The sequence below is a fragment of the Phenylobacterium sp. genome, from assembly GCF_041920015.1.
In the GTDB taxonomy this organism is placed as follows: domain Bacteria; phylum Pseudomonadota; class Alphaproteobacteria; order Caulobacterales; family Caulobacteraceae; genus Phenylobacterium.
In genome coordinates this window covers 1-16,387 of the sequence record NZ_JAYRST010000009.1, presented here as the reverse complement: position 1 = coordinate 16,387, position 16,387 = coordinate 1, and the positions used below count along the sequence as shown (strand labels likewise).

Here is a 16,387-nt window from a genome sequence, read left to right as displayed (position 1 = left end):
TATCGGCTTTCGCTTCCTATCGTCCCTTGAACACCCCGGGCCGGCGTTCCTGCACCGCGCGGACGCCCTCGGCGAAGTCCTCTGTGGCGCGCAGGATGGTCTGCTCCTCGTGCTCGTGATTGGTCTGGGCGCGGACGGCGGCGGCCAGGTCGCCGCGCAAGGTCTTGCGGGTGGCGACCACGGCGAGCGGCGCGTTTCCGGCGATCTCGGCAGCCAGGGCCTGGGCGGCCGGCAGCACCTGGTCGAGCGGTACGAGTTCGTCGGCCAGGCCCCAGGCCAGGGCCTCCTCGCCTTTGATGCGCCGGCCGGTCAAGAACATCAGATTGGCGCGCTGCTGGCCGATCAGCCGCGGCAGGGTGTGGGTCAGGCCAAAGCCCGGATGGAAGCCCAGCTTGACGAAGTTGGCGCTGAACCGCGCCTCGGGCGCGACCACGCGGAAGTCGGCGACCAGGGCCAGGCCGAGGCCCGCTCCCACCGCCGCGCCCTGCACGGCTGCGACGATCGGCGTCTCGATGGAGAACAGCCGCACCGCCTGGTCGTAGAGACTGTCGATGCCGCTCATGCCCGTGCCGCCGATGCCGGTGGGCGAGACAAGGTCGGCCCCGGCGCAGAACGCCTTGCCGGCCGCGGCCAGCACCACGGCGCGGACGGCGTTGTCGCGGTCCATCGCCTCGAGCGCATCGGCCAGGTCGCGCATCAGGTCGACCGAGACGTGGTTGTTCGGGGGGCGGTCGATGACCACCGTCGCCACGTGGCCCTCGGTGGTTACGGTCAGGTGGTCGCCATAGGCCGTCTTCATCGTCTCGATCCCATCAGGTTGCGGGCCACCACCCATTTGTGGACTTCGGTGGGGCCGTCATAGATTCGCATGGTGCGCAGGCGGCTGGCCATGAGCTGCAGCGGCAGTTCCTTGGTCATGCCCATCGCGCCGAAGGTCTGCATGGCGCGGTCGACGACCTCCCAGGCCATTTCGGTGGCGTAGGCCTTGATCATCGAGATCTCGACCCGCACGTCGCGCCCCTGGTCCAGTTTCCAGGCGCAGTCATAGGTCATCAGCCGCGCGGCGTGGATGCGGGTCGCCGCATCGGCCACCCACCACTGGATGGCCTGGCGCTCGCTGAGCGGCAGGCCGAAGGTCTTCCGCTGGGGGGCGTACTCGCAGATCATGTCCAGCGCACGCTGGGCCATGCCGATGGACCAGGAGGCCATCTCGATCCGCCGCGTGCCCAGCCGCAGTTGCATGAGGCCGAAGCCGTTCCCTTCCTGGCCCAGCAGCTTCCAGCCCTCGACCCGGCAATCCTCCAGCGCCACCTCGTAGGTCGCCTGGCCGCCGATCATCGGAATGCGCCGCAGCACGTTGAAGCCGGGCGTTCCCTTGTCGACCAGGAAGGCCGAGATGCCCCCGCGCGAGCCCTTTTCCCGGTCGGTCACCGCCATCAGGATGGTGAAATCGGCGTCTTCGGCCCGGCTGATCCAGATCTTGCGGCCGTTGATGACCCAGTCCTCGCCGTCGCGTTCGGCGCGGGTGATCATGCCGGCGGGGTCGGCGCCGGCGCCCGGTTCGGAGATGCCGATGGCGCTGACCGTCTCGCCGCGCACATAGGGCGCCAGGTAGGCCTCGCGCTGGCGCTCGTTCACCGTGGCGGCCAGCATCCGCAGGTTCGGCGAGTCCGGAGGCAGGGTGTAGGGCGTGATGGTCTTGCCCAGCTCCTCGTTGACCCCGACCATGGCGACATTGGGCAGGTCGATCCCGCCGACATCCTCGGGCGCGTCCAGGCCCCAAAGGCCGAGGGACTTGGACACCTCGTCCAGGCGGGCGCTTTCCTTCGCACCGATGGAGAGGCCGCCGCCGGCCGCCTCGCGAGCCAGGACCCCGGCCTCCAGCGGCGCCAGTTCGTCCCGGACGAAGCGAGCCACCAAGTCTTTCAGCATCCTGTGTTCGTCGGAAAGCGCGAAGTCCACTAGCCCTCCCCCGCGTCAATGCGCGATCTTCGGTTCGATCATAGTGGGGAGGTCTGACGTGGCGGAAGTAAAGCAACTGGCCGAGGAAGCCACCGGACCGCTGAAGGGCGTGCGTATCCTCGACCTGACCAGCGTCGTCTTCGGGGCCTACGCCGTCCAGATGCTGGCCGACCAGGGCGCGGACGTGATCAAGATCGAGGACCCGGGCTCGGGCCGCGGCGCCGGCGGCGACATCATGCGCTGGCCTGGCCACACGCCGGAGGGCTGGCCGCGCGATCTCGGGCCGATCTTCCTGGCGATCAACCGCAACAAGCGATCGGTCGTCCTCGACATGAAGGAGCCCAAGGCGCGCAAGGTGCTGGAGGCGCTGATCAAGGAGAGCGACGTCTTCGCCACCTCGATCCGCTATGACGGGCTGAAGCGTCTGGGCCTGGCCTATGAGGACGTGAAGGCGCTGAAGCCCGACATCGTCTATGTCCACGCCGCCGGCTACGGCTCAGAGGGGCCTTATGCGGGCGAGCCGGCCTATGACGACCTGATTCAGTCCGCCTCGGGCCTGGCCGACGTCCTGCCGAGAACCGACGGTAATCCCGTCCCGCGCATCCTGCCCAGCCTGGTCGCCGACAAGGTCTCGGGCCTCTTCATGAGCCAGGCGATCACCGCGGGCCTGCTCAGCCGCGAGCGGACGGGGGAGGGCCAGTTCATCGAGGTGCCGATGCTGGAATGCGTGACCAGCTTCAATCTGGTCGAACATCTCTACGACCACACCTTCGATCCGCCGACTGGCCAGTGGGGCTATCAGCGGGTGGTCAATCCGCACCGCAAGCCGTTCCCGACCAAGGACGGCTATATCGGCCTGCTGCCCTATACCGACAAGCAATGGGACGTCTTCTTCGAGGTGGCCGGCTGGGGCGAGAGCTTCGGCAAGGATCCCCGGTTCCAGGGCCTGGAGCGCGGCAAGCACATTCACGAGCTCTACGCCCTGGTCGAGACCGTCACCGTGACCAAGACCACGGACGAATGGATCGACCTGCTCAAGCCGTTGTCGATCCCGGTCACGCGGACCAACCGGCTGGACGACCTGCCCGAGGACCCGCACCTGAAGGCGGTGGAGTTCTTCCAGCGCTACGAGCATCTGCAGGCGGGAACCTATGTGGCGATGAAGCCGCCGGTGAAGTTCACCGGCACGCCGTCGAACATCCGCCGCCATCCGCCTCGCCTGGGCGAACACACCGCCGAGGTTCTGGACGAGCTGGGGCTGTCGCAGGACGCCTGATGCGCATCGCCGTGGTCGGTAGTTCGGGGTCGGGAAAATCGACGCTGGCAGGGCGGCTGGCGGCGCAACTCGGCCTGTCGCATATCGAGCTGGACGCCATCAACTGGCAGGCCGGTTGGAAGGACCTGAACACGCATGACCCGGACGAATTCGTCCGGCGGGTGGCGACGGCGGTCGGGCAGGACGCCTGGGTCAGCGACGGCAATTACGGCCGGGTGCGCGACCTGGTCTGGAGCCGGGCCACCCATCTCGTCTGGCTGGACTACGAGCGCAGCGTGATCATGCCCCGGGTCATCCGCCGCTCCATCGCGCGGGCGTTCGACCGCACCGAGCTCTGGCCCGGCACCGGCAACCGCGAGGACTGGCGCATGTGGCTTTCCAAGGAGCACCCGATCCGCTGGGCCTGGGACACCTGGGCGCGGCGGCGGGCGGAATATGCGGGCCGCATCGCCGACCCGCGCTTTTCGCATCTGCAGGTCCACCGCCTGCGCCACCCGCGCGAGGCGGAGGGGCTGGTCGAAAGTGTCATCAAGCCAAGCTGACTTGATGACACCTTGATCGTCGCTAGACCGGCGCGAACACCGGGACCGGAGGGCCGCCTTCGGTGGGCTGGAAGCGCACCTTGACCCGCTGGCCGATGGAAAGGGCCTCGGGCGCGACGCCGAGGAAGTTGGTGAACACCGCCGGGCCTTCGTCGAGGGTGACGTAGCCGATGCCGTAGGGGCCGGTCGGCGAGCGGCGCATGACGCTGTAGCTGTAGATCACGCCTTCGCCGGGGCTCTCTTCCCAGACGGTCTTGTCCGAGAAGCAGAACGGGCACAGCGCGCGCGGATACCAGTGCGCCTCGCCGCAATCGGTGCAGCGCTTGATGAGGAACTTGCCCTCGGCGGCCGCATCCCAGAACGGCTTGGTTTCGACGGTGACGGCCGGGACGGGAATGTCGCGGACCATGACTTCGGCTTGAACGTCGGTCATGATTTAAGCCTCCCGTTCCATGATGAGGGTCGCCGCGCCGTGGCGGGTGCCCAGCGAGCCGCCGGTGCCGTGGGCGAGCGCGATGTCGCAGTTGGCCACCTGGACCTTCGGATGCGCTTCGCCGCGAAGCTGGCGCACCGCTTCGATCACCTTGGTGATGCCGCCGCGGTTGGTGGGGTGGTTGTTGCAGAGCCCGCCGCCATCGGTGTTGAACGGCAGCTTGCCGACGCCCGAGATCAGGTTGCCGTCGGCGACGAACTTGCCGCCCTGGCCCTTCTCGCAGAAGCCGAGGTCCTCGAGCTGCATCAGCACGGTGATGGTGAAGCTGTCATAGATCGAGGCGTACTTGATGTCGGACGGCTTCACGCCGGCTTCCTCGAACGCGACCGGGCCGGACCAGACCGCGCCCGAATGGGTGAGGTCGAGGCCGCGGCCGCCCATCGGGCCCTTGGGCGACTCGCCGGCGCCCATCACCTTGACCTTCGGACGGTTCAGCGACCTGGCGATCTCCGGAGACGTGACGATCAGCGCGCCGCCGCCATCGGTGACCACGCAGCAGTCCAGCAGGTGCAGCGGGTCGGCGATCATCTTGGAGTTCACCACCTGCTCGACGGTCACCACGTCCTTCAGGAAGGCGTTGGGGTTGTACTGGGCGTGGTGGCTGGCGGCGACCTTGATCCAAGCGAGCTGTTCGCTGGTGGTGCCGTACTCGTACATGTGGCGCATGGCGCACATGCCGTAGGTGTTGTGCGTGGTGCCGCCGTAGATGTTCTCGAAGCCGGCTTCCGGCGGGCCGTCGCTGAGCTGGCCCGGACGGGCTCCCCCGCCGCCGAAGAACTTGTTCTGGCGCGGACGGCCGGCCAGGGTGACGAGCGCGATCTTGCACTTGCCCTCGGCGATCGCCTGGGCCGCGTGGCCGACGTGCAGCAGATAGGACGAGCCGCCGGTCTCGGTGGAGTCCATGTGGCGGACGTTCTTCAGGCCCATGTAGTCGATCATCGACATGCCGCCGAAGCCGGGGGCGTCGCCGGCGCAGAAGTAGCCGTCGATGTCGTCCTTGGAGAGGCCGGCGTCTTCCAGGGCGCCCTTGGCGCATTCGGCGTGGAGCTGGGCGGTCGTCTTGTCGGGCGCGTCGCGGAGCGGATGCTCGTACGCCCCCATGATGTAGGCCTTGCCTTTTATACTCATGCGTTCCCCCGGAAATTGTCTTTGAAGAATGGCCTTGGATTATCGCGGTGCAGCATGCGCGGCAACCATTGCCATATCAAGTTCCTCCCCCGCTGGGAGAGGTGGATCGCTGCACAGCAGCGAGACGGAGGGGCTTGTTGAAGCCGTCAAAGTCCCCTCAGTCCGCTTCGCGGAAAGCTCCCCCAGCGGGGGAGCCTCTCGACACCCCTAGGCCGGCTGCTTCATCGCGGCGATGCGTTCGTCGCGCAGGGCGGTGCGGCGGACCTTGCCGGCGTCGTCGCGCAGGGGCTCGTCCACGAACTCGTAGGAGCGCGGCTGCTTGTAGGTGACGAGCTTGCCGGCCAGGTGCTCGCGCAGCGAGGCTTCGTCCCGCGCGCCCTTGGTCTGGACGATGGCGTGGATGCGATTGCCCAGGTCGTCGTCGGGAATGCCGATAACCGCGCAGGACTGCACGTCCGGGTGTTCCTCCAGCGCCGCCTCGATCTCGGCCGGATAGACGTTGGAGCCGCCGACCAGGATCATGTCGGTGCGGCGGTCGGCCAGGTAGAGATAGCCGTCCTCGTCGAACCAGCCGATGTCGCCCAGGCTCTCCCAGCCGCCGGGCAGGGTCTTGGCCGTGGCCCCGAGGTACTTGTAGGAAGGCGGCGCGCCCTCCGGCCGGCGCATGTAGATTTCGCCGACCTCGCGCGGGGGGAGGAAGGCGCCGTCCTCGCCGACCGCGACCATTTCGCCTACCGTCACCTTGCCGACCGAGCCGCGATGCTCCAGCCATTCGGCGCCGGAGATGGTGGTGACCGCCTGGGCCTCGGTGCCCGCGTAGAGCTCCATCACCGTCTCGGGCCCGACCCAGTGGATGAAGGCCTCCTTCAGCCAGGCGGGGCAGGGCGCGGCCAGGTGCCAGAGGGTTTCCAGCGACGACAGGTCGTACTTGGCCCGCACCTCCTCGGGCAGATGCCAGATGCGGTTCATCATGGTCGGGACCAGATAGACCCAGGTCGCCTTGTTGCGCTCGATTTCCGCCAGGGTCGCCTCGGCGTCGAACCGCGGCATCAGCACCATATGGCAGCCGACGCTGAAGGCCGACATCATCATGCCGAAGCCGGCGTTGTGATAGAGCGGGGCCGGCAGCAGGGCGATGGAGCTGGGCTTCAGCCGCCAGCCGCCGACCTCGGGCGTCGCCTTCGCCGTTTCGCCCGGCTGGCCGGACAGGATCAGCTTCGGACGGCCGGTCGAGCCGCCGCTGGTCGGCGCCTTGGAGACCGGCGCGGTGACGTCGGGCAGGTCGCTGTCGTCGTCCGACAGGGCGATCAGGTCGGGAACCGAGAGCAGCGGCCGGTCGATCTGATGGTCGAACTGAGCGATCACTACCGGCGTCTTGGCCAGCTCCATGATCGCCTCCAGCTCGCCCTTGGGCAGGCGGAAGGACACCGGCTGGGGCGTGGCGCCGAGTTTCCAGATCGCCCAGCAGGCCACGGCGAAGTCGGTCGAGTTGGGCAGGCCCAGGGTGACGAGATCGCCGAACTTCACGCCCTTGGCCGCCAGGCCGCGGGCGGCGCGGTTCGAGAGGCGATGGAACTGCTCGTAGGTGAGGGTCGTCTCGCCGCAGGTCACGGCAGGCGCGTTCGGCTTTTCCTGCGCGAGCTGCTTCAGTTTCGCACCGAGCGAGATCATCTCATCGGACATGTGTTTTCCGTCCCTGGAAATGGCGTGGGCTCTGACGGCCCCTGATGAATGGACGCCGCGCCGAAATGCGGATGGCGGACCCCGCCAGTTTCCCTTTGGGAAGGCGTGGATGGCAAGCGGCGATTGCGGCGCGGGCGGTTTCAGGCTTTAGGGTTCCCAACACGTGTTTGAGAGGGAGGCGGCCATGTCCGCGGAACAACTGCTCACTCAGGAATTCGGAACCCTCGCCGACGTGATCCGCGAGCAGGCCCGCGACCTGAAGGACAAGCCGGCCCTGATCGACGCCCGGCGGACGATCACCTACGCCGAACTGGATGAGCTGATGGACCGCATCGCCGCGGCCCTGCAGCGCGACGGGGTGGGCAAGGCCCAGGTCGCCGCCGTCTGCGCCACCACCAGCGTCGAATACGGGGCGACCTTCTTCGGCATCCTGCGGGCCGGGGCGATCGTCGCGCCGCTGGCGCCGTCCTCGACGCCGGAAAGCCTGGTGATGATGCTCAATGACTCCGGCGCGAAGGTCTTCTTCCTCGACGCCGGCGTGTCGAAGCAACTCGAAGGCGTGGCCTCGCAGATCGCCGCCAAGCGCGTCTCGCTGGACGGCTCGGACGCCGGCGTTCCGTTCGAGCAATGGCTGGCGCCGAAGGGCGCCAAGCCCGAGCCGGTCGAGGTCGAACCCGACCAGGGTTTCAACATCATCTATTCTTCGGGCACGACGGGCGCGCCGAAGGGCATCGTCCAGCCGCACCGCATGCGCTGGGGCCAGATCCGCCGCGGGGTCTATCCTGCCGACGCGGTGACGATGATCTCCACCCCGCTCTACTCGAACACCACCCTGGTTTCCTACCTGCCGACCATCTCGAACGGCGGGACGGTGGTGATGATGCCGAAGTTCGACGCCGAGCAGTTCCTGAAGCTGTCGGAGAAGCACCGCGTCACCCACGCCATGCTGGTGCCGGTGCAGTACCGCCGGATCATGGAGCGGGCCGATTTCGACAGCTACGACCTCTCCAGCTTCAAGATGAAGTTCTCGACCAGCGCGCCGTTCTCGCCGGAGATCAAGGCCGACGTGCTGAAGCGCTGGCCGGGCGGCCTGATCGAATATTACGGCATGACCGAGGGCGGCGGCTCCTGCGGTCTGGTCGCCCACGAATATCCCGACAAGCTGCATACGGTGGGCAAGCCGTTGCCGGGCCACGACATCCGGCTGATCGGCGAGGACGGGGTGGAAGTGCCGCAGGGCGAGATCGGCGAGGTGGTCGGCCGCTCGGGCGCGATGATGGTCGGCTACCACAACCAGCCGGGCAAGACGTCCGAGGCCGAGTGGTACAGCCCCGAGGGCCTGCGCTACATCCGCACCGGCGACGTCGGCCGTTTCGACGAGGATGGCTTCCTGACGCTCATGGACCGCAAGAAGGACATGATCATCTCGGGCGGCTTCAACATCTATCCGTCCGACCTGGAGGCCGAGATCGTCACCCATCCGGCCGTGCTGGAGGCCGCCGTGGTCGGCGTGCCGTCCGACAGGTGGGGCGAGACGCCGGTCGGCTTCGTGGCGCTGAAGCCCGGCCAGGGCATAGAGGCCGAGGCCCTGCGCGAAGCGGTCAACGCCAAGCTCGGCAAGACCCAGCGGTTGGCCGATCTGATCCTGGTCGAGCACCTGCCGCGCAGCCACATCGGCAAGGTGCTGAAGCGCGACCTGCGCGATGGCTACAAGGGGAAGGCGACCGCATGAGCGAGATTTCGGTCGCCGACCTCTGCGACGAACACGAGGGGACCATCGAAGTCTGCGAGACCCAGTTCCGCGACCTCGGCGGCAAGACGGCCTTCTCCGGCCCGATCCGCACCGTGCGCTGTCACGAGGACAACTCGCTGGTGAAGGCGACCCTGGCCGAGCCGGGCGAAGGCTGCGTGCTGGTGGTCGATGGCGGCGGCTCGCTGCACCGCGCCTTGGTCGGCGACATGCTGGCCGCCGATGCGGTGAAGAACGGCTGGGTCGGGATCGTGGTGTTCGGCGCGGTGCGCGACGCCGTGGTGCTGGGAACCCTGGAGATCGGGATCAAGGCGCTGGGGACCAATCCCATGCGCAGCGTCAAGCGCGGCGAAGGCGTGGTCGACACGCCGGTGGCGTTCGGCGGCGTGGTCTTCGTGCCCGGCGACCTGCTCTACGCCGACGAGGACGGGATCGCCGTCCTGGCCGCCGAGGACGCGTAGGGGAGCCGCCGCCGATGGCCGACGCCTTCTCCGAGCTGGAAACGATCACGCCCGACGGCCTGAACGCCATGCAGCGGGACTTCCTGCCCGGGGAACTTGGCCTGGAGGTGCTGGAGGCGCGGGAGGGTTATCTGCGCAGCCGAGTGACCGTCTCGCAAAAGCACATGGCGCCCAACGGCTTCCTGCACGCGGCCAGCCTCATCGCCCTCCTGGACACGGCCGCCGGCTACGGCTGCCGGATCTCGCTGCCGCAGGACGCCGCCGGCTTCACGACCATCGAGCTGAAGAGCAATTTCCTCGGCACGGCCAAGGTCGGCGAGAGCGTGCTGTGCGAGGCCAGGCTCGTCCACGGCGGGCGCATGACCCAGGTCTGGGACGCCACGGCGACCCATGCGGCCAGCGGAAAGGCCATCGCCCTGTTCCGCTGCACCCAGATGATCCTCTATCCACGATGAAAGATCGCAAAACCGCCGCTTGATCTAACGTGGCCGGATGAGTAGGTTCCGCGCCTCGCGCTCAGCGGGCTCCGTCGCCGGAGGCCCGAAAGACGTCTCCGGAGAGGTGGCTGAGTGGTCGAAAGCACCGCACTCGAAATGCGGCGTACCTTTACGGGTACCGTGGGTTCGAATCCCACCCTCTCCGCCATTACATTTCCAGCCCTTATGGGGTAAGGAAACCCAAGGAAAATAAGGCTTTGTCTCGGCCGGTTGTTACAAAAGTAACAGGTGAACCGCCGATGCCTTCCCGTCTCCCCAAGCGTGGATCGACGTACTATTTCCGCCGGGTCGTTCCCGAGGCGCTACGCCCCTATTTTCTGACCGCCAGCGGCAAGCCGCGCACTGAGTTCATGGAGAGCCTGGGGACCAAGGATTTCGCCAGGGCGAAGGAACTGGACCGCCTCAGGGGCGTGGAGGTCGATCAGCTATTCCGCGAGGCTAGGGCAAAGCTGCGGCAGGGCGCGAAGCCTGACGGGGTTCCCGTGATCCTGGGGCCTACCGGACCCGCCGAAGCCTTCGCGACCTTTGAGGACGAAGAAGCCCATGAGGCCGCGTCTCGCTGGATCGCAGAGCATGAGCATGAAGAGGCGAACGACCCGGTTAAGCAGCGCGTCGCTGATGCCGTAGCCGCTGCGCTCGCTCACAAGGAAGCCCAGGACCAAGCCTTTCTCGACATGGTGCGGGAGGATCGGAAGGTCAGCAGCGCGCCGCTCATGGAGTTGTTCGACGCCTACGTTGCGATGCGCAAGCCTGCCCCGGCTACAGTGAAGCGGTGGCGTCCGGTCATGGAGCACATCAAGGGCTTCCTCGGGCATGACGACGCCGCCCGGATCACCCGCAAAAATGTCATCGCCTGGAGGGATGCGCTCCTGGCCGAGAAGGATGACAAGGGCGAACCTGTGCGCAGCGCCCGCACAGTCAGAGAGACTTACCTAGCCTCCCTCATCGTGGTCCTCGGCTACGCGAGTGAGGGCGACAAGATCAAGTCCAACGTCGCCGCTGACGTGGTTATCCGTGTGCCGAAGAAGGTGCGCCTACGCGATCCTGACTTCACCAAGGAAGAGGCGAGGACGATCCTAAAGGCTAGCCTTGAGCCCCAGCCTGACAGCCTCTCGCCTGAGCATCGCTTGGCCCGACGCTGGGTGCCCTGGCTGTGCGCCTATACGGGCGCTCGGGTGAATGAGATGACGCAGCTTCGGGCCGAAGATGTGCGGGAGGTCGAGGGGATTTGGACGCTGCGTATTACCCCCGAGGCTGGTGGCGTTAAGACCGGCAAAGCCAGGGTCGTCCCTATCCACGAACACCTGATCGCCCAGGGCTTCCTTGATGTCGTGAAGGCTCAGAGCAAAGGCCCTCTGTTCTACAATCCCGACCGTGGTCGGGGTGGCTCCGAGGGCAACCCGCACTTCAAGAAGATGGGCGAGCGCCTAGCGGCCTGGGTGCGTAAGCTGGGTGTCGATGACCCCGATGTGCAGCCGAACCATGCTTGGCGTCACCTGTTCAAGACGACGGCTCGCAGCGTCCGCATGGACCCCGAGGCCCGCGATACGATCCAAGGGCACGCGATGAAAACAGAGGGCCAGAAGTACGGTGTGTACCCTCTGGCCCTGCTGTCTGAGGAACTGGCGAAGCTCCCTCGGTTCGAGACGGAGAAGCCCGCCTAGATCGTCTCGGCTTTGACGGTCGGGCCAGCGTTCGCGTAGTCCGCCCTGATCTCAGCCTTGGACTTGAACACGGGGGCGGGCGTGGCGTGCAGGCCGTTACTGCCCAAGCGGTGCCCTTGCAGCAGCGTCCGCGACGTACCGCCACCGATGTTCGGCACGGCGTCCCAGCGAGCTTGGTTCGCCACCCTGCCGCCAGCGGCATACGGGGATGTCTGCTTGTCCGTGCTCTTGGCCTGCGCCGGGGCGCTCTGAGAGCCGAAGCCGGGGAAGGTCTGGCGCTGCGCCTGCGGTACTGAAAGCTGGCTGGAATACGCATCCTCAGGGCGGGCCTGGGGAGCCTCAGGGCTGGCGTTCTGCTGCGCCGCAGGGGTAGCCGCCTGCGTCACCACATCGTCCGCCATGGCGAAGCCTATGGCCGCCTCAATGGCCTCCCCGGTCAGGGCTCCCTCGGGAAGCTCCCGGTTCTTCACGGCCAGGGCCACGCTGTCCTGAGCGATCATCGGACCAAGGGCCACTAGGGCGCTGTCGTCCCCGGTGCTGATGAACTCCGACAGGGCCACGTCGTACTTCGCCACGGTCGCCACGTCGCTCGCCTCAACAAGGCGGGTGATCTTGCCCAGGCTGACGCCAAGGTCCGGTTGTCCAGCGGCGAACTCATTGAGCGCCATCTGATAGGCGCGGGCGGGTGAGTGCCCCATGCCTTCATAGTCCTTAGCCCAGGTGACGACGGTCTGTGCGTCATAGCCCTGAGCGTAGATCATGCTGAGTGCAGCGTTCACTTTCACGCGCTGCTTGATGCTAAGTCCCATGCGAGACGATCCTTTCGATTTGAGATTGGTGCGGTCCAAGCGCCTCGCTGGCGGCTTGCCGATCACGTTGGTTGCGCAGGCAGGACAAGAGCGACTGCTGCGTGGTTTTGAGGTCGAGCTTAGGGGAGCCCGCCGCCTCCCATTCCCCGATGAGGTTGAGGGCTAGGCTTTGGATGCTGTCCCTCTGATCGGTTGGCATGGTCGCCAGGAGCGAGCGCCAGGAGTGCCGATCAGGGCGCGGATAGTTGAGCGCGGCCAGGACGTGAGAGCGATACAGACGGATTGCGTCTAGGGCTCCCTCGGGCTTGTTGGTCTGCCACATGAGCCAGCCAGTGACGGCGGTCAGCCGGGCTTCTTCGACAGCCCCATCCCCGTGCTCATCCCCGAAGTAAGCGCGCAGTTCATCTAGGGTCTGAGCCCATAGCTCCTGGCGCACATAGCCGTCTGAAAAGTACTGCCGAAACGGCGCAGGGGTCAGGGCGCGGTCCCGACGATCTCTCGCCGGGGTTCGACGCCGCAGGCGTGCAAGGCCGGACATTAGGCCGCGTCAGCATCCGCTACGGGGGCGCTCAGCCAGCCGCGCTTCATGCCCGTGAAGTACGTATTGAAGGCTTCCCAGGGATCAGCCGTAGGGCTGAGCGACAGGATCGACAGCGGGATTTGATCCTGGCGAGCGTTCAGCAGGTAGCCCCAAGCCTCATCAGGCAGGGAGCCGAAGCCAATGCAGGTATGCGTAACCGGGGCGCTCTCCCACCCGTTCCACTGAGTGCGGACGTAGGTGATTTCGAAGATGCGATGCAGCAAGCCTTCGCCGGTGTTCCTCTCGGTCACTGTGATGTCCTTGAAGTCCGAATAGGTGGCCTCCCGGCGCTCCTGCACTTCGGCGGCCATAGCTTCCGCTAGAGCCTCCTGCGCAGCCTCCAGTTCGACAGCGAGGCGCTTGGTTTCGGCCTTGGCCTTAGTGATGCGCTCCAGCAGAGCGACGTCTTCCTGAGCCTGGACAAGAGCGGAGGTCAGGTCTTCGACGCGCTCCAGCAGGGACGCGGTGTTGGCGTTGGTCATGTTCGTTCCTTCCAAAGGGGTGTTCTCCCGCGCATGAGCACGGGTCGGAGTTTCGGTTGTTGGTCGTGGAGTGCCCTGGTCACGCCCTTAGGCGGATCGGGACTTGGCCTTGGCGACGGCCTCGGGAGAGGCGTTCGGCTTACGAGGGGCGAGGGTGTAGTTCCGGGGCTTCCCGTGATCCGCTTGGTACGCGGCGGCTACCGCCTTCGCAGGCGGACGACCCGGCGGCTTACGCTTGGCGTAGTCAGGGACCGGAAGGCCCAGCATTTCGATTGCGGCTCGGAAGCCTACGCGCACCCTATGGTCGGCACGGTCGAAGTAAGCCTGAGCGGCGGGGCTATTGATAATGGCGTCATTGACGGTAAGGGCGGCCATTGCGAACCTCCTGTGCTTAGAGATGAAATGATGTTGGTGAGTGCAGGGAAAATCATTCCCGCGAATACATAGAGATGTGGCTCGGATACACGCCCCTAACGCTAAGGGCGGAAATACATCCGTGGCAAAATCAACACATGCTCTTAGGCTCAACGAGGGTCACTTCCCCGTTGCTAAAAGAACACATGGACTTGAGGTCTAAGGTCCACCGTCCCCGGAAATCAGCGCAGCCCCAAGCGTATGAAGCCATCAAGCATCTGATTGTTTGAAGTTCGTTTTGCTGCGCTGATCCCGGAAGGGAACGGTGTACCAAGGGTTTCCCCTTGGATGATCAGCGCACACATAGTCGCCGGACTAGGTTCCTGGCCAAGCAGGAGCTTACCTCACACTACCGCCAAGTAGGACATGAGGTTGGTGCGCTGATCATCGAAGGGGATTGTATTATACGTATGTCTATCGGGAGGGTGTTCCATAGTAGGTTCCCTTGGGTTCCTTCCATGGCTGTCCTTCTATCTATCTTCCTGTCATCTGATCCTAGATTTCAGGAGGGAGGATAGCTTCGGGTTCCCTCTCGTCTGTATTCCGCTACTAATAGATGCGGCTTAGATGCTGCATCCTTAGGGGTAGACGATAGGTAGCCCGGCTTCTGATCCTGAGTTTCACTCGGTCGGATGAGCCACGGGTTCGACCTCACCAGCTAGGCTGGCCCTCTCGGAGGTCATCATGTTTAGCGTCCTGCCGGACGGCGAAGTTTCCTTCTGCGTGTCGGTATCAAAACTCGGGAGGGAATGTCCCCTCTGCGTAGTGGTATCAAATCAACGGACTGATTTACCTAGGGATTTTATAGCCAGGTCTGCGCCCATCAGGGAGCCCCGCTCAGGCCGTCGAGTGCCCGGCGCACCCTACCTAGCGGAGCCCAGGCCAACGCCCGCCACGGCCCCGCTCTGCCCCGGCAATCCAGCCCCTCAGGCCGCCCGCTTCTCAACGCGCTGGATGGCGGCGCGAGACACCCCGTACTCCTTCGCCAGGACGCCCAGGGAGACGCCCTCAGAGCGCCGCTGACGGATCACCCCCTGGTCCTCAGGGGAGAGAGCGGCGGGCCTGCCCAGGGCCTTCCCCTCGGCCTTGGCGCGGGTGAGCCCGGCCTGCGTGCGCTCGATCAGCAAGTCCCGTTCGAACTCCGCCACGGCATTGAGCACGCCCATGGTCATCTTCCCGGCTGCGCTGGTGAGGTCCACCCCGCCGAGGGCGAGGCAATGCACCCGCACACCTGAGGCGGCTAAGCTCTCGACCGTAGCCCGAACGTCCATGGCGTTACGGCCCAGGCGATCCAGCTTGGTGACGACAAGCACGTCCCCGTCTTCCATCCTGTCCAGAAGGCGGGCGAACCCCTTGCGCTCAGATGCAGCGACGGACCCGGAGACGGTTTCAGCGACAACGCGCTTGCCGTCCACCTTGAAGCCTGCGGCCTCGATCTCGTGGACTTGGTTGTCCGTGGTCTGGTCCGCCGTGCTGACCCGGCAGTAAGCGAATGTGCGAGCCATGGCTTGCCCCTGTGTATCGAATACGTGGCTCGCTATGTCTCACGTATCGGAATGGGCGTCAAGCTAGGTTTCGATACAAGCTGGTGAGCCGTATCGGAAACGGTCGTATTCGATACAGGGCCTTTGCCTTTTGCGATCCGCGAGGGGGTGTACGGGGACGCATGGCCTGCTGAGGATCAGAGGGACCGCTTCGCGACAGCATACCGTTTTTTGGTCGCTGACTTTTGGGGGCGAGCGGTTGGCTGCTGCCTCAAGTTGCTAAATCGCCAACACACAGCCAAGCTAGCTGCACGGAGGAACTGGCGATGGCGAAAGACAATGCTGCGGCTGCGGCTGCTCCGGGCGAGCCTGAGGCGGCGAGCGCCGCGAAGCGCAAGATACCGGGAAACCTTCCGTATCTGACGTCTCATGGCACTATGAAGACTGTTCTAGAGCGGATCGTTGATCCCCAGATACCGCCGAAGTTCAACTCGGATTTCCTTGAGAACGTGCTTGGCCTGAAGGGCGGGTCGGCGCGGGCAACCATCCCGATAATGAAGAAGATGGGGTTCGTCACAAGCGACGGTGTGCCGACGGAGCTTTATGGAAAGTTCAGGACGACAGGCGGTCGCGGTGCGGCGGCTCTCCTCGGTTTACAAACAGCGTTTGCGGAGATTTTCCGGCGAAGCACCTACGCACACACAGTTCCTGACGCGAAGCTGAAGGACCTCGTTGTAGAGGTTACGGGACTATCCGCATCCGATCCTGTGGCTACGGCGATCCGGGGCACGTTCAATGCCATAAAGTCCTTCGTACCAGCGGACGTGAGCCTTGAGCCCGCCAAGGGGGACGTGAGGCCTGCGGAGGAAAGCGAGGTCAGGGAGCGTAATGGATTTGGCAACGGTTCGGGTGACGAGGACGCGAAAGGTATTCGCTTGGCGTACAACATCAACATTGTGCTCCCGGAGACTTCCGACCTCACCGTGTTGAACGCCATCTTCAAAAGTATCAAAGAGAACCTGATGCGATGAACGCAGAGGAACAGGTCGAGCTATTCATCCTCAAGTGCGCCTCTCTGAAGTTGGCGGTGACGAAGCATCAGCCTGCGTCTAGTGTGATGGTGTCTGAAGACATCAAGAACGAAGCTGTCGTAAAGAGCTTT

At 65.3% G+C, this 16,387-nt stretch carries 15 protein-coding genes and 1 tRNA gene; 8 read left to right on the top strand and 8 right to left on the bottom strand.

Features of this window, described 5'->3' with window-relative positions; genetic code table 11:
- Positions 1-16 precede the first annotated feature (16 nt).
- Positions 17-799 carry an enoyl-CoA hydratase/isomerase family protein gene (locus ACE3TL_RS03465; protein WP_374577331.1) on the bottom strand — a complete coding sequence of 261 codons (783 nt, stop codon included), beginning with the start codon at positions 797-799 and terminating at the stop codon, positions 17-19.
- A complete protein-coding gene (locus tag ACE3TL_RS03460) occupies positions 796-1,962 on the bottom strand; it encodes an acyl-CoA dehydrogenase family protein (RefSeq protein WP_374577330.1) in 1,167 nt (388 codons plus the stop codon). Before ACE3TL_RS03460 ends, ACE3TL_RS03465 begins: the two co-directional genes overlap by 4 nt.
- A 58-nt stretch (positions 1,963-2,020) precedes the next feature.
- On the opposite strand from ACE3TL_RS03460, the gene ACE3TL_RS03455 reads away from it, so the two are divergent.
- Together ACE3TL_RS03455 and ACE3TL_RS03450 are read left to right on the top strand one after the other, a co-directional pair.
- Entirely contained in the window at positions 2,021-3,238 is a 1,218-nt protein-coding gene (locus tag ACE3TL_RS03455) for a CaiB/BaiF CoA transferase family protein (protein WP_374577329.1), read from the top strand.
- On the top strand, positions 3,238-3,780 hold the full coding sequence (locus ACE3TL_RS03450; RefSeq protein WP_374577328.1) for a hypothetical protein: 543 nt from the start codon (positions 3,238-3,240) through the stop codon (positions 3,778-3,780). The genes ACE3TL_RS03455 and ACE3TL_RS03450 overlap by 1 nt, the downstream gene beginning before the upstream one ends.
- A 22-nt stretch (positions 3,781-3,802) precedes the next feature.
- Here the strand turns inward: ACE3TL_RS03450 and ACE3TL_RS03445 are convergent, their stop codons facing one another.
- From ACE3TL_RS03445 to ACE3TL_RS03435, 3 genes are all read right to left on the bottom strand, one after another.
- On the bottom strand, positions 3,803-4,213 hold the full coding sequence (locus ACE3TL_RS03445; RefSeq protein WP_374577326.1) for a Zn-ribbon domain-containing OB-fold protein: 411 nt from the start codon (positions 4,211-4,213) through the stop codon (positions 3,803-3,805).
- A 3-nt stretch (positions 4,214-4,216) separates the two neighbouring features.
- Positions 4,217-5,401 carry a thiolase domain-containing protein gene (locus ACE3TL_RS03440; RefSeq protein ID WP_374535167.1) on the bottom strand — a complete coding sequence of 395 codons (1,185 nt, stop codon included), beginning with the start codon at positions 5,399-5,401 and terminating at the stop codon, positions 4,217-4,219.
- A gap of 207 nt (positions 5,402-5,608) precedes the next feature.
- Positions 5,609-7,084: an AMP-binding protein gene (locus ACE3TL_RS03435; protein ID WP_374577325.1), complete on the bottom strand. Its 1,476-nt coding sequence runs from the start codon at positions 7,082-7,084 to the stop codon at positions 5,609-5,611.
- A 184-nt stretch (positions 7,085-7,268) separates the two neighbouring features.
- On the opposite strand from ACE3TL_RS03435, the gene ACE3TL_RS03430 reads away from it, so the two are divergent.
- The 5 genes from ACE3TL_RS03430 (at position 7,269) to ACE3TL_RS03410 (ending at position 11,456) form a co-directional block, all read left to right on the top strand.
- Complete coding sequence (locus ACE3TL_RS03430) at positions 7,269-8,816, top strand: class I adenylate-forming enzyme family protein (RefSeq protein ID WP_374577323.1); 1,548 nt, start codon at positions 7,269-7,271, stop codon at positions 8,814-8,816.
- The gene (rraA, locus tag ACE3TL_RS03425) at positions 8,813-9,295 is read left to right on the top strand and encodes a ribonuclease E activity regulator RraA (protein WP_374577322.1); all 483 of its coding nucleotides are present in this window, start codon (positions 8,813-8,815) and stop codon (positions 9,293-9,295) included. The genes ACE3TL_RS03430 and rraA overlap by 4 nt, the downstream gene beginning before the upstream one ends.
- A gap of 14 nt (positions 9,296-9,309) precedes the next feature.
- Positions 9,310-9,750: a PaaI family thioesterase gene (locus ACE3TL_RS03420; RefSeq protein ID WP_374577320.1), complete on the top strand. Its 441-nt coding sequence runs from the start codon at positions 9,310-9,312 to the stop codon at positions 9,748-9,750.
- Between the two features lie 100 nt (positions 9,751-9,850).
- Positions 9,851-9,940 (top strand) — tRNA-Ser (locus tag ACE3TL_RS03415).
- 91 nt (positions 9,941-10,031) lie between these two features.
- On the top strand, positions 10,032-11,456 hold the full coding sequence (locus ACE3TL_RS03410) for a DUF6538 domain-containing protein (protein WP_374577319.1): 1,425 nt from the start codon (positions 10,032-10,034) through the stop codon (positions 11,454-11,456).
- On the opposite strand, the gene ACE3TL_RS03405 is transcribed toward ACE3TL_RS03410, so the two are convergent.
- The 3 genes from ACE3TL_RS03405 to ACE3TL_RS03395 all read right to left on the bottom strand — a co-directional run bounded on the left by ACE3TL_RS03405 (position 11,453) and on the right by ACE3TL_RS03395 (position 15,246).
- Entirely contained in the window at positions 11,453-12,265 is an 813-nt protein-coding gene (locus tag ACE3TL_RS03405; RefSeq protein WP_374577318.1) for a hypothetical protein, read from the bottom strand. The genes ACE3TL_RS03410 and ACE3TL_RS03405 overlap by 4 nt on opposite strands.
- Before the next feature lie 537 nt (positions 12,266-12,802).
- Complete coding sequence (locus ACE3TL_RS03400) at positions 12,803-13,327, bottom strand: hypothetical protein (RefSeq protein ID WP_374577316.1); 525 nt, start codon at positions 13,325-13,327, stop codon at positions 12,803-12,805.
- 1,340 nt (positions 13,328-14,667) lie between these two features.
- Positions 14,668-15,246 carry a recombinase family protein gene (locus tag ACE3TL_RS03395; protein WP_374577315.1) on the bottom strand — a complete coding sequence of 193 codons (579 nt, stop codon included), beginning with the start codon at positions 15,244-15,246 and terminating at the stop codon, positions 14,668-14,670.
- A 305-nt stretch (positions 15,247-15,551) separates the two neighbouring features.
- Here ACE3TL_RS03395 and ACE3TL_RS03390 point away from each other — a divergent pair, with 305 nt between their 5' ends.
- Positions 15,552-16,256 (top strand): DUF5343 domain-containing protein, encoded by a 705-nt coding sequence (locus ACE3TL_RS03390; protein ID WP_374577312.1) that lies wholly within the window; start codon positions 15,552-15,554, stop codon positions 16,254-16,256.
- Positions 16,257-16,387 lie beyond the last annotated feature (131 nt).

Bases quoted from the DNA above. Each gene is read 5' to 3' on its own strand.
- ACE3TL_RS03465 (WP_374577331.1), bottom strand. From the start codon at position 799: ATGAAGACGGCCTATGGCGACCACCTGACCGTAACCACCGAGGGCCAC.
- ACE3TL_RS03450 (WP_374577328.1), top strand. From the start codon at position 3,238: ATGCGCATCGCCGTGGTCGGTAGTTCGGGGTCGGGAAAATCGACGCTG.
- ACE3TL_RS03445 (WP_374577326.1), bottom strand. From the start codon at position 4,213: ATGACCGACGTTCAAGCCGAAGTCATGGTCCGCGACATTCCCGTCCCG.
- ACE3TL_RS03440 (WP_374535167.1), bottom strand. From the start codon at position 5,401: ATGAGTATAAAAGGCAAGGCCTACATCATGGGGGCGTACGAGCATCCG.
- ACE3TL_RS03435 (WP_374577325.1), bottom strand. From the start codon at position 7,084: ATGTCCGATGAGATGATCTCGCTCGGTGCGAAACTGAAGCAGCTCGCG.
- ACE3TL_RS03430 (WP_374577323.1), top strand. From the start codon at position 7,269: ATGTCCGCGGAACAACTGCTCACTCAGGAATTCGGAACCCTCGCCGAC.
- rraA (WP_374577322.1), top strand. From the start codon at position 8,813: ATGAGCGAGATTTCGGTCGCCGACCTCTGCGACGAACACGAGGGGACC.
- ACE3TL_RS03420 (WP_374577320.1), top strand. From the start codon at position 9,310: ATGGCCGACGCCTTCTCCGAGCTGGAAACGATCACGCCCGACGGCCTG.
- ACE3TL_RS03410 (WP_374577319.1), top strand. From the start codon at position 10,032: ATGCCTTCCCGTCTCCCCAAGCGTGGATCGACGTACTATTTCCGCCGG.
- ACE3TL_RS03405 (WP_374577318.1), bottom strand. From the start codon at position 12,265: ATGGGACTTAGCATCAAGCAGCGCGTGAAAGTGAACGCTGCACTCAGC.
- ACE3TL_RS03400 (WP_374577316.1), bottom strand. From the start codon at position 13,327: ATGACCAACGCCAACACCGCGTCCCTGCTGGAGCGCGTCGAAGACCTG.
- ACE3TL_RS03395 (WP_374577315.1), bottom strand. From the start codon at position 15,246: ATGGCTCGCACATTCGCTTACTGCCGGGTCAGCACGGCGGACCAGACC.
- ACE3TL_RS03390 (WP_374577312.1), top strand. From the start codon at position 15,552: ATGGCGAAAGACAATGCTGCGGCTGCGGCTGCTCCGGGCGAGCCTGAG.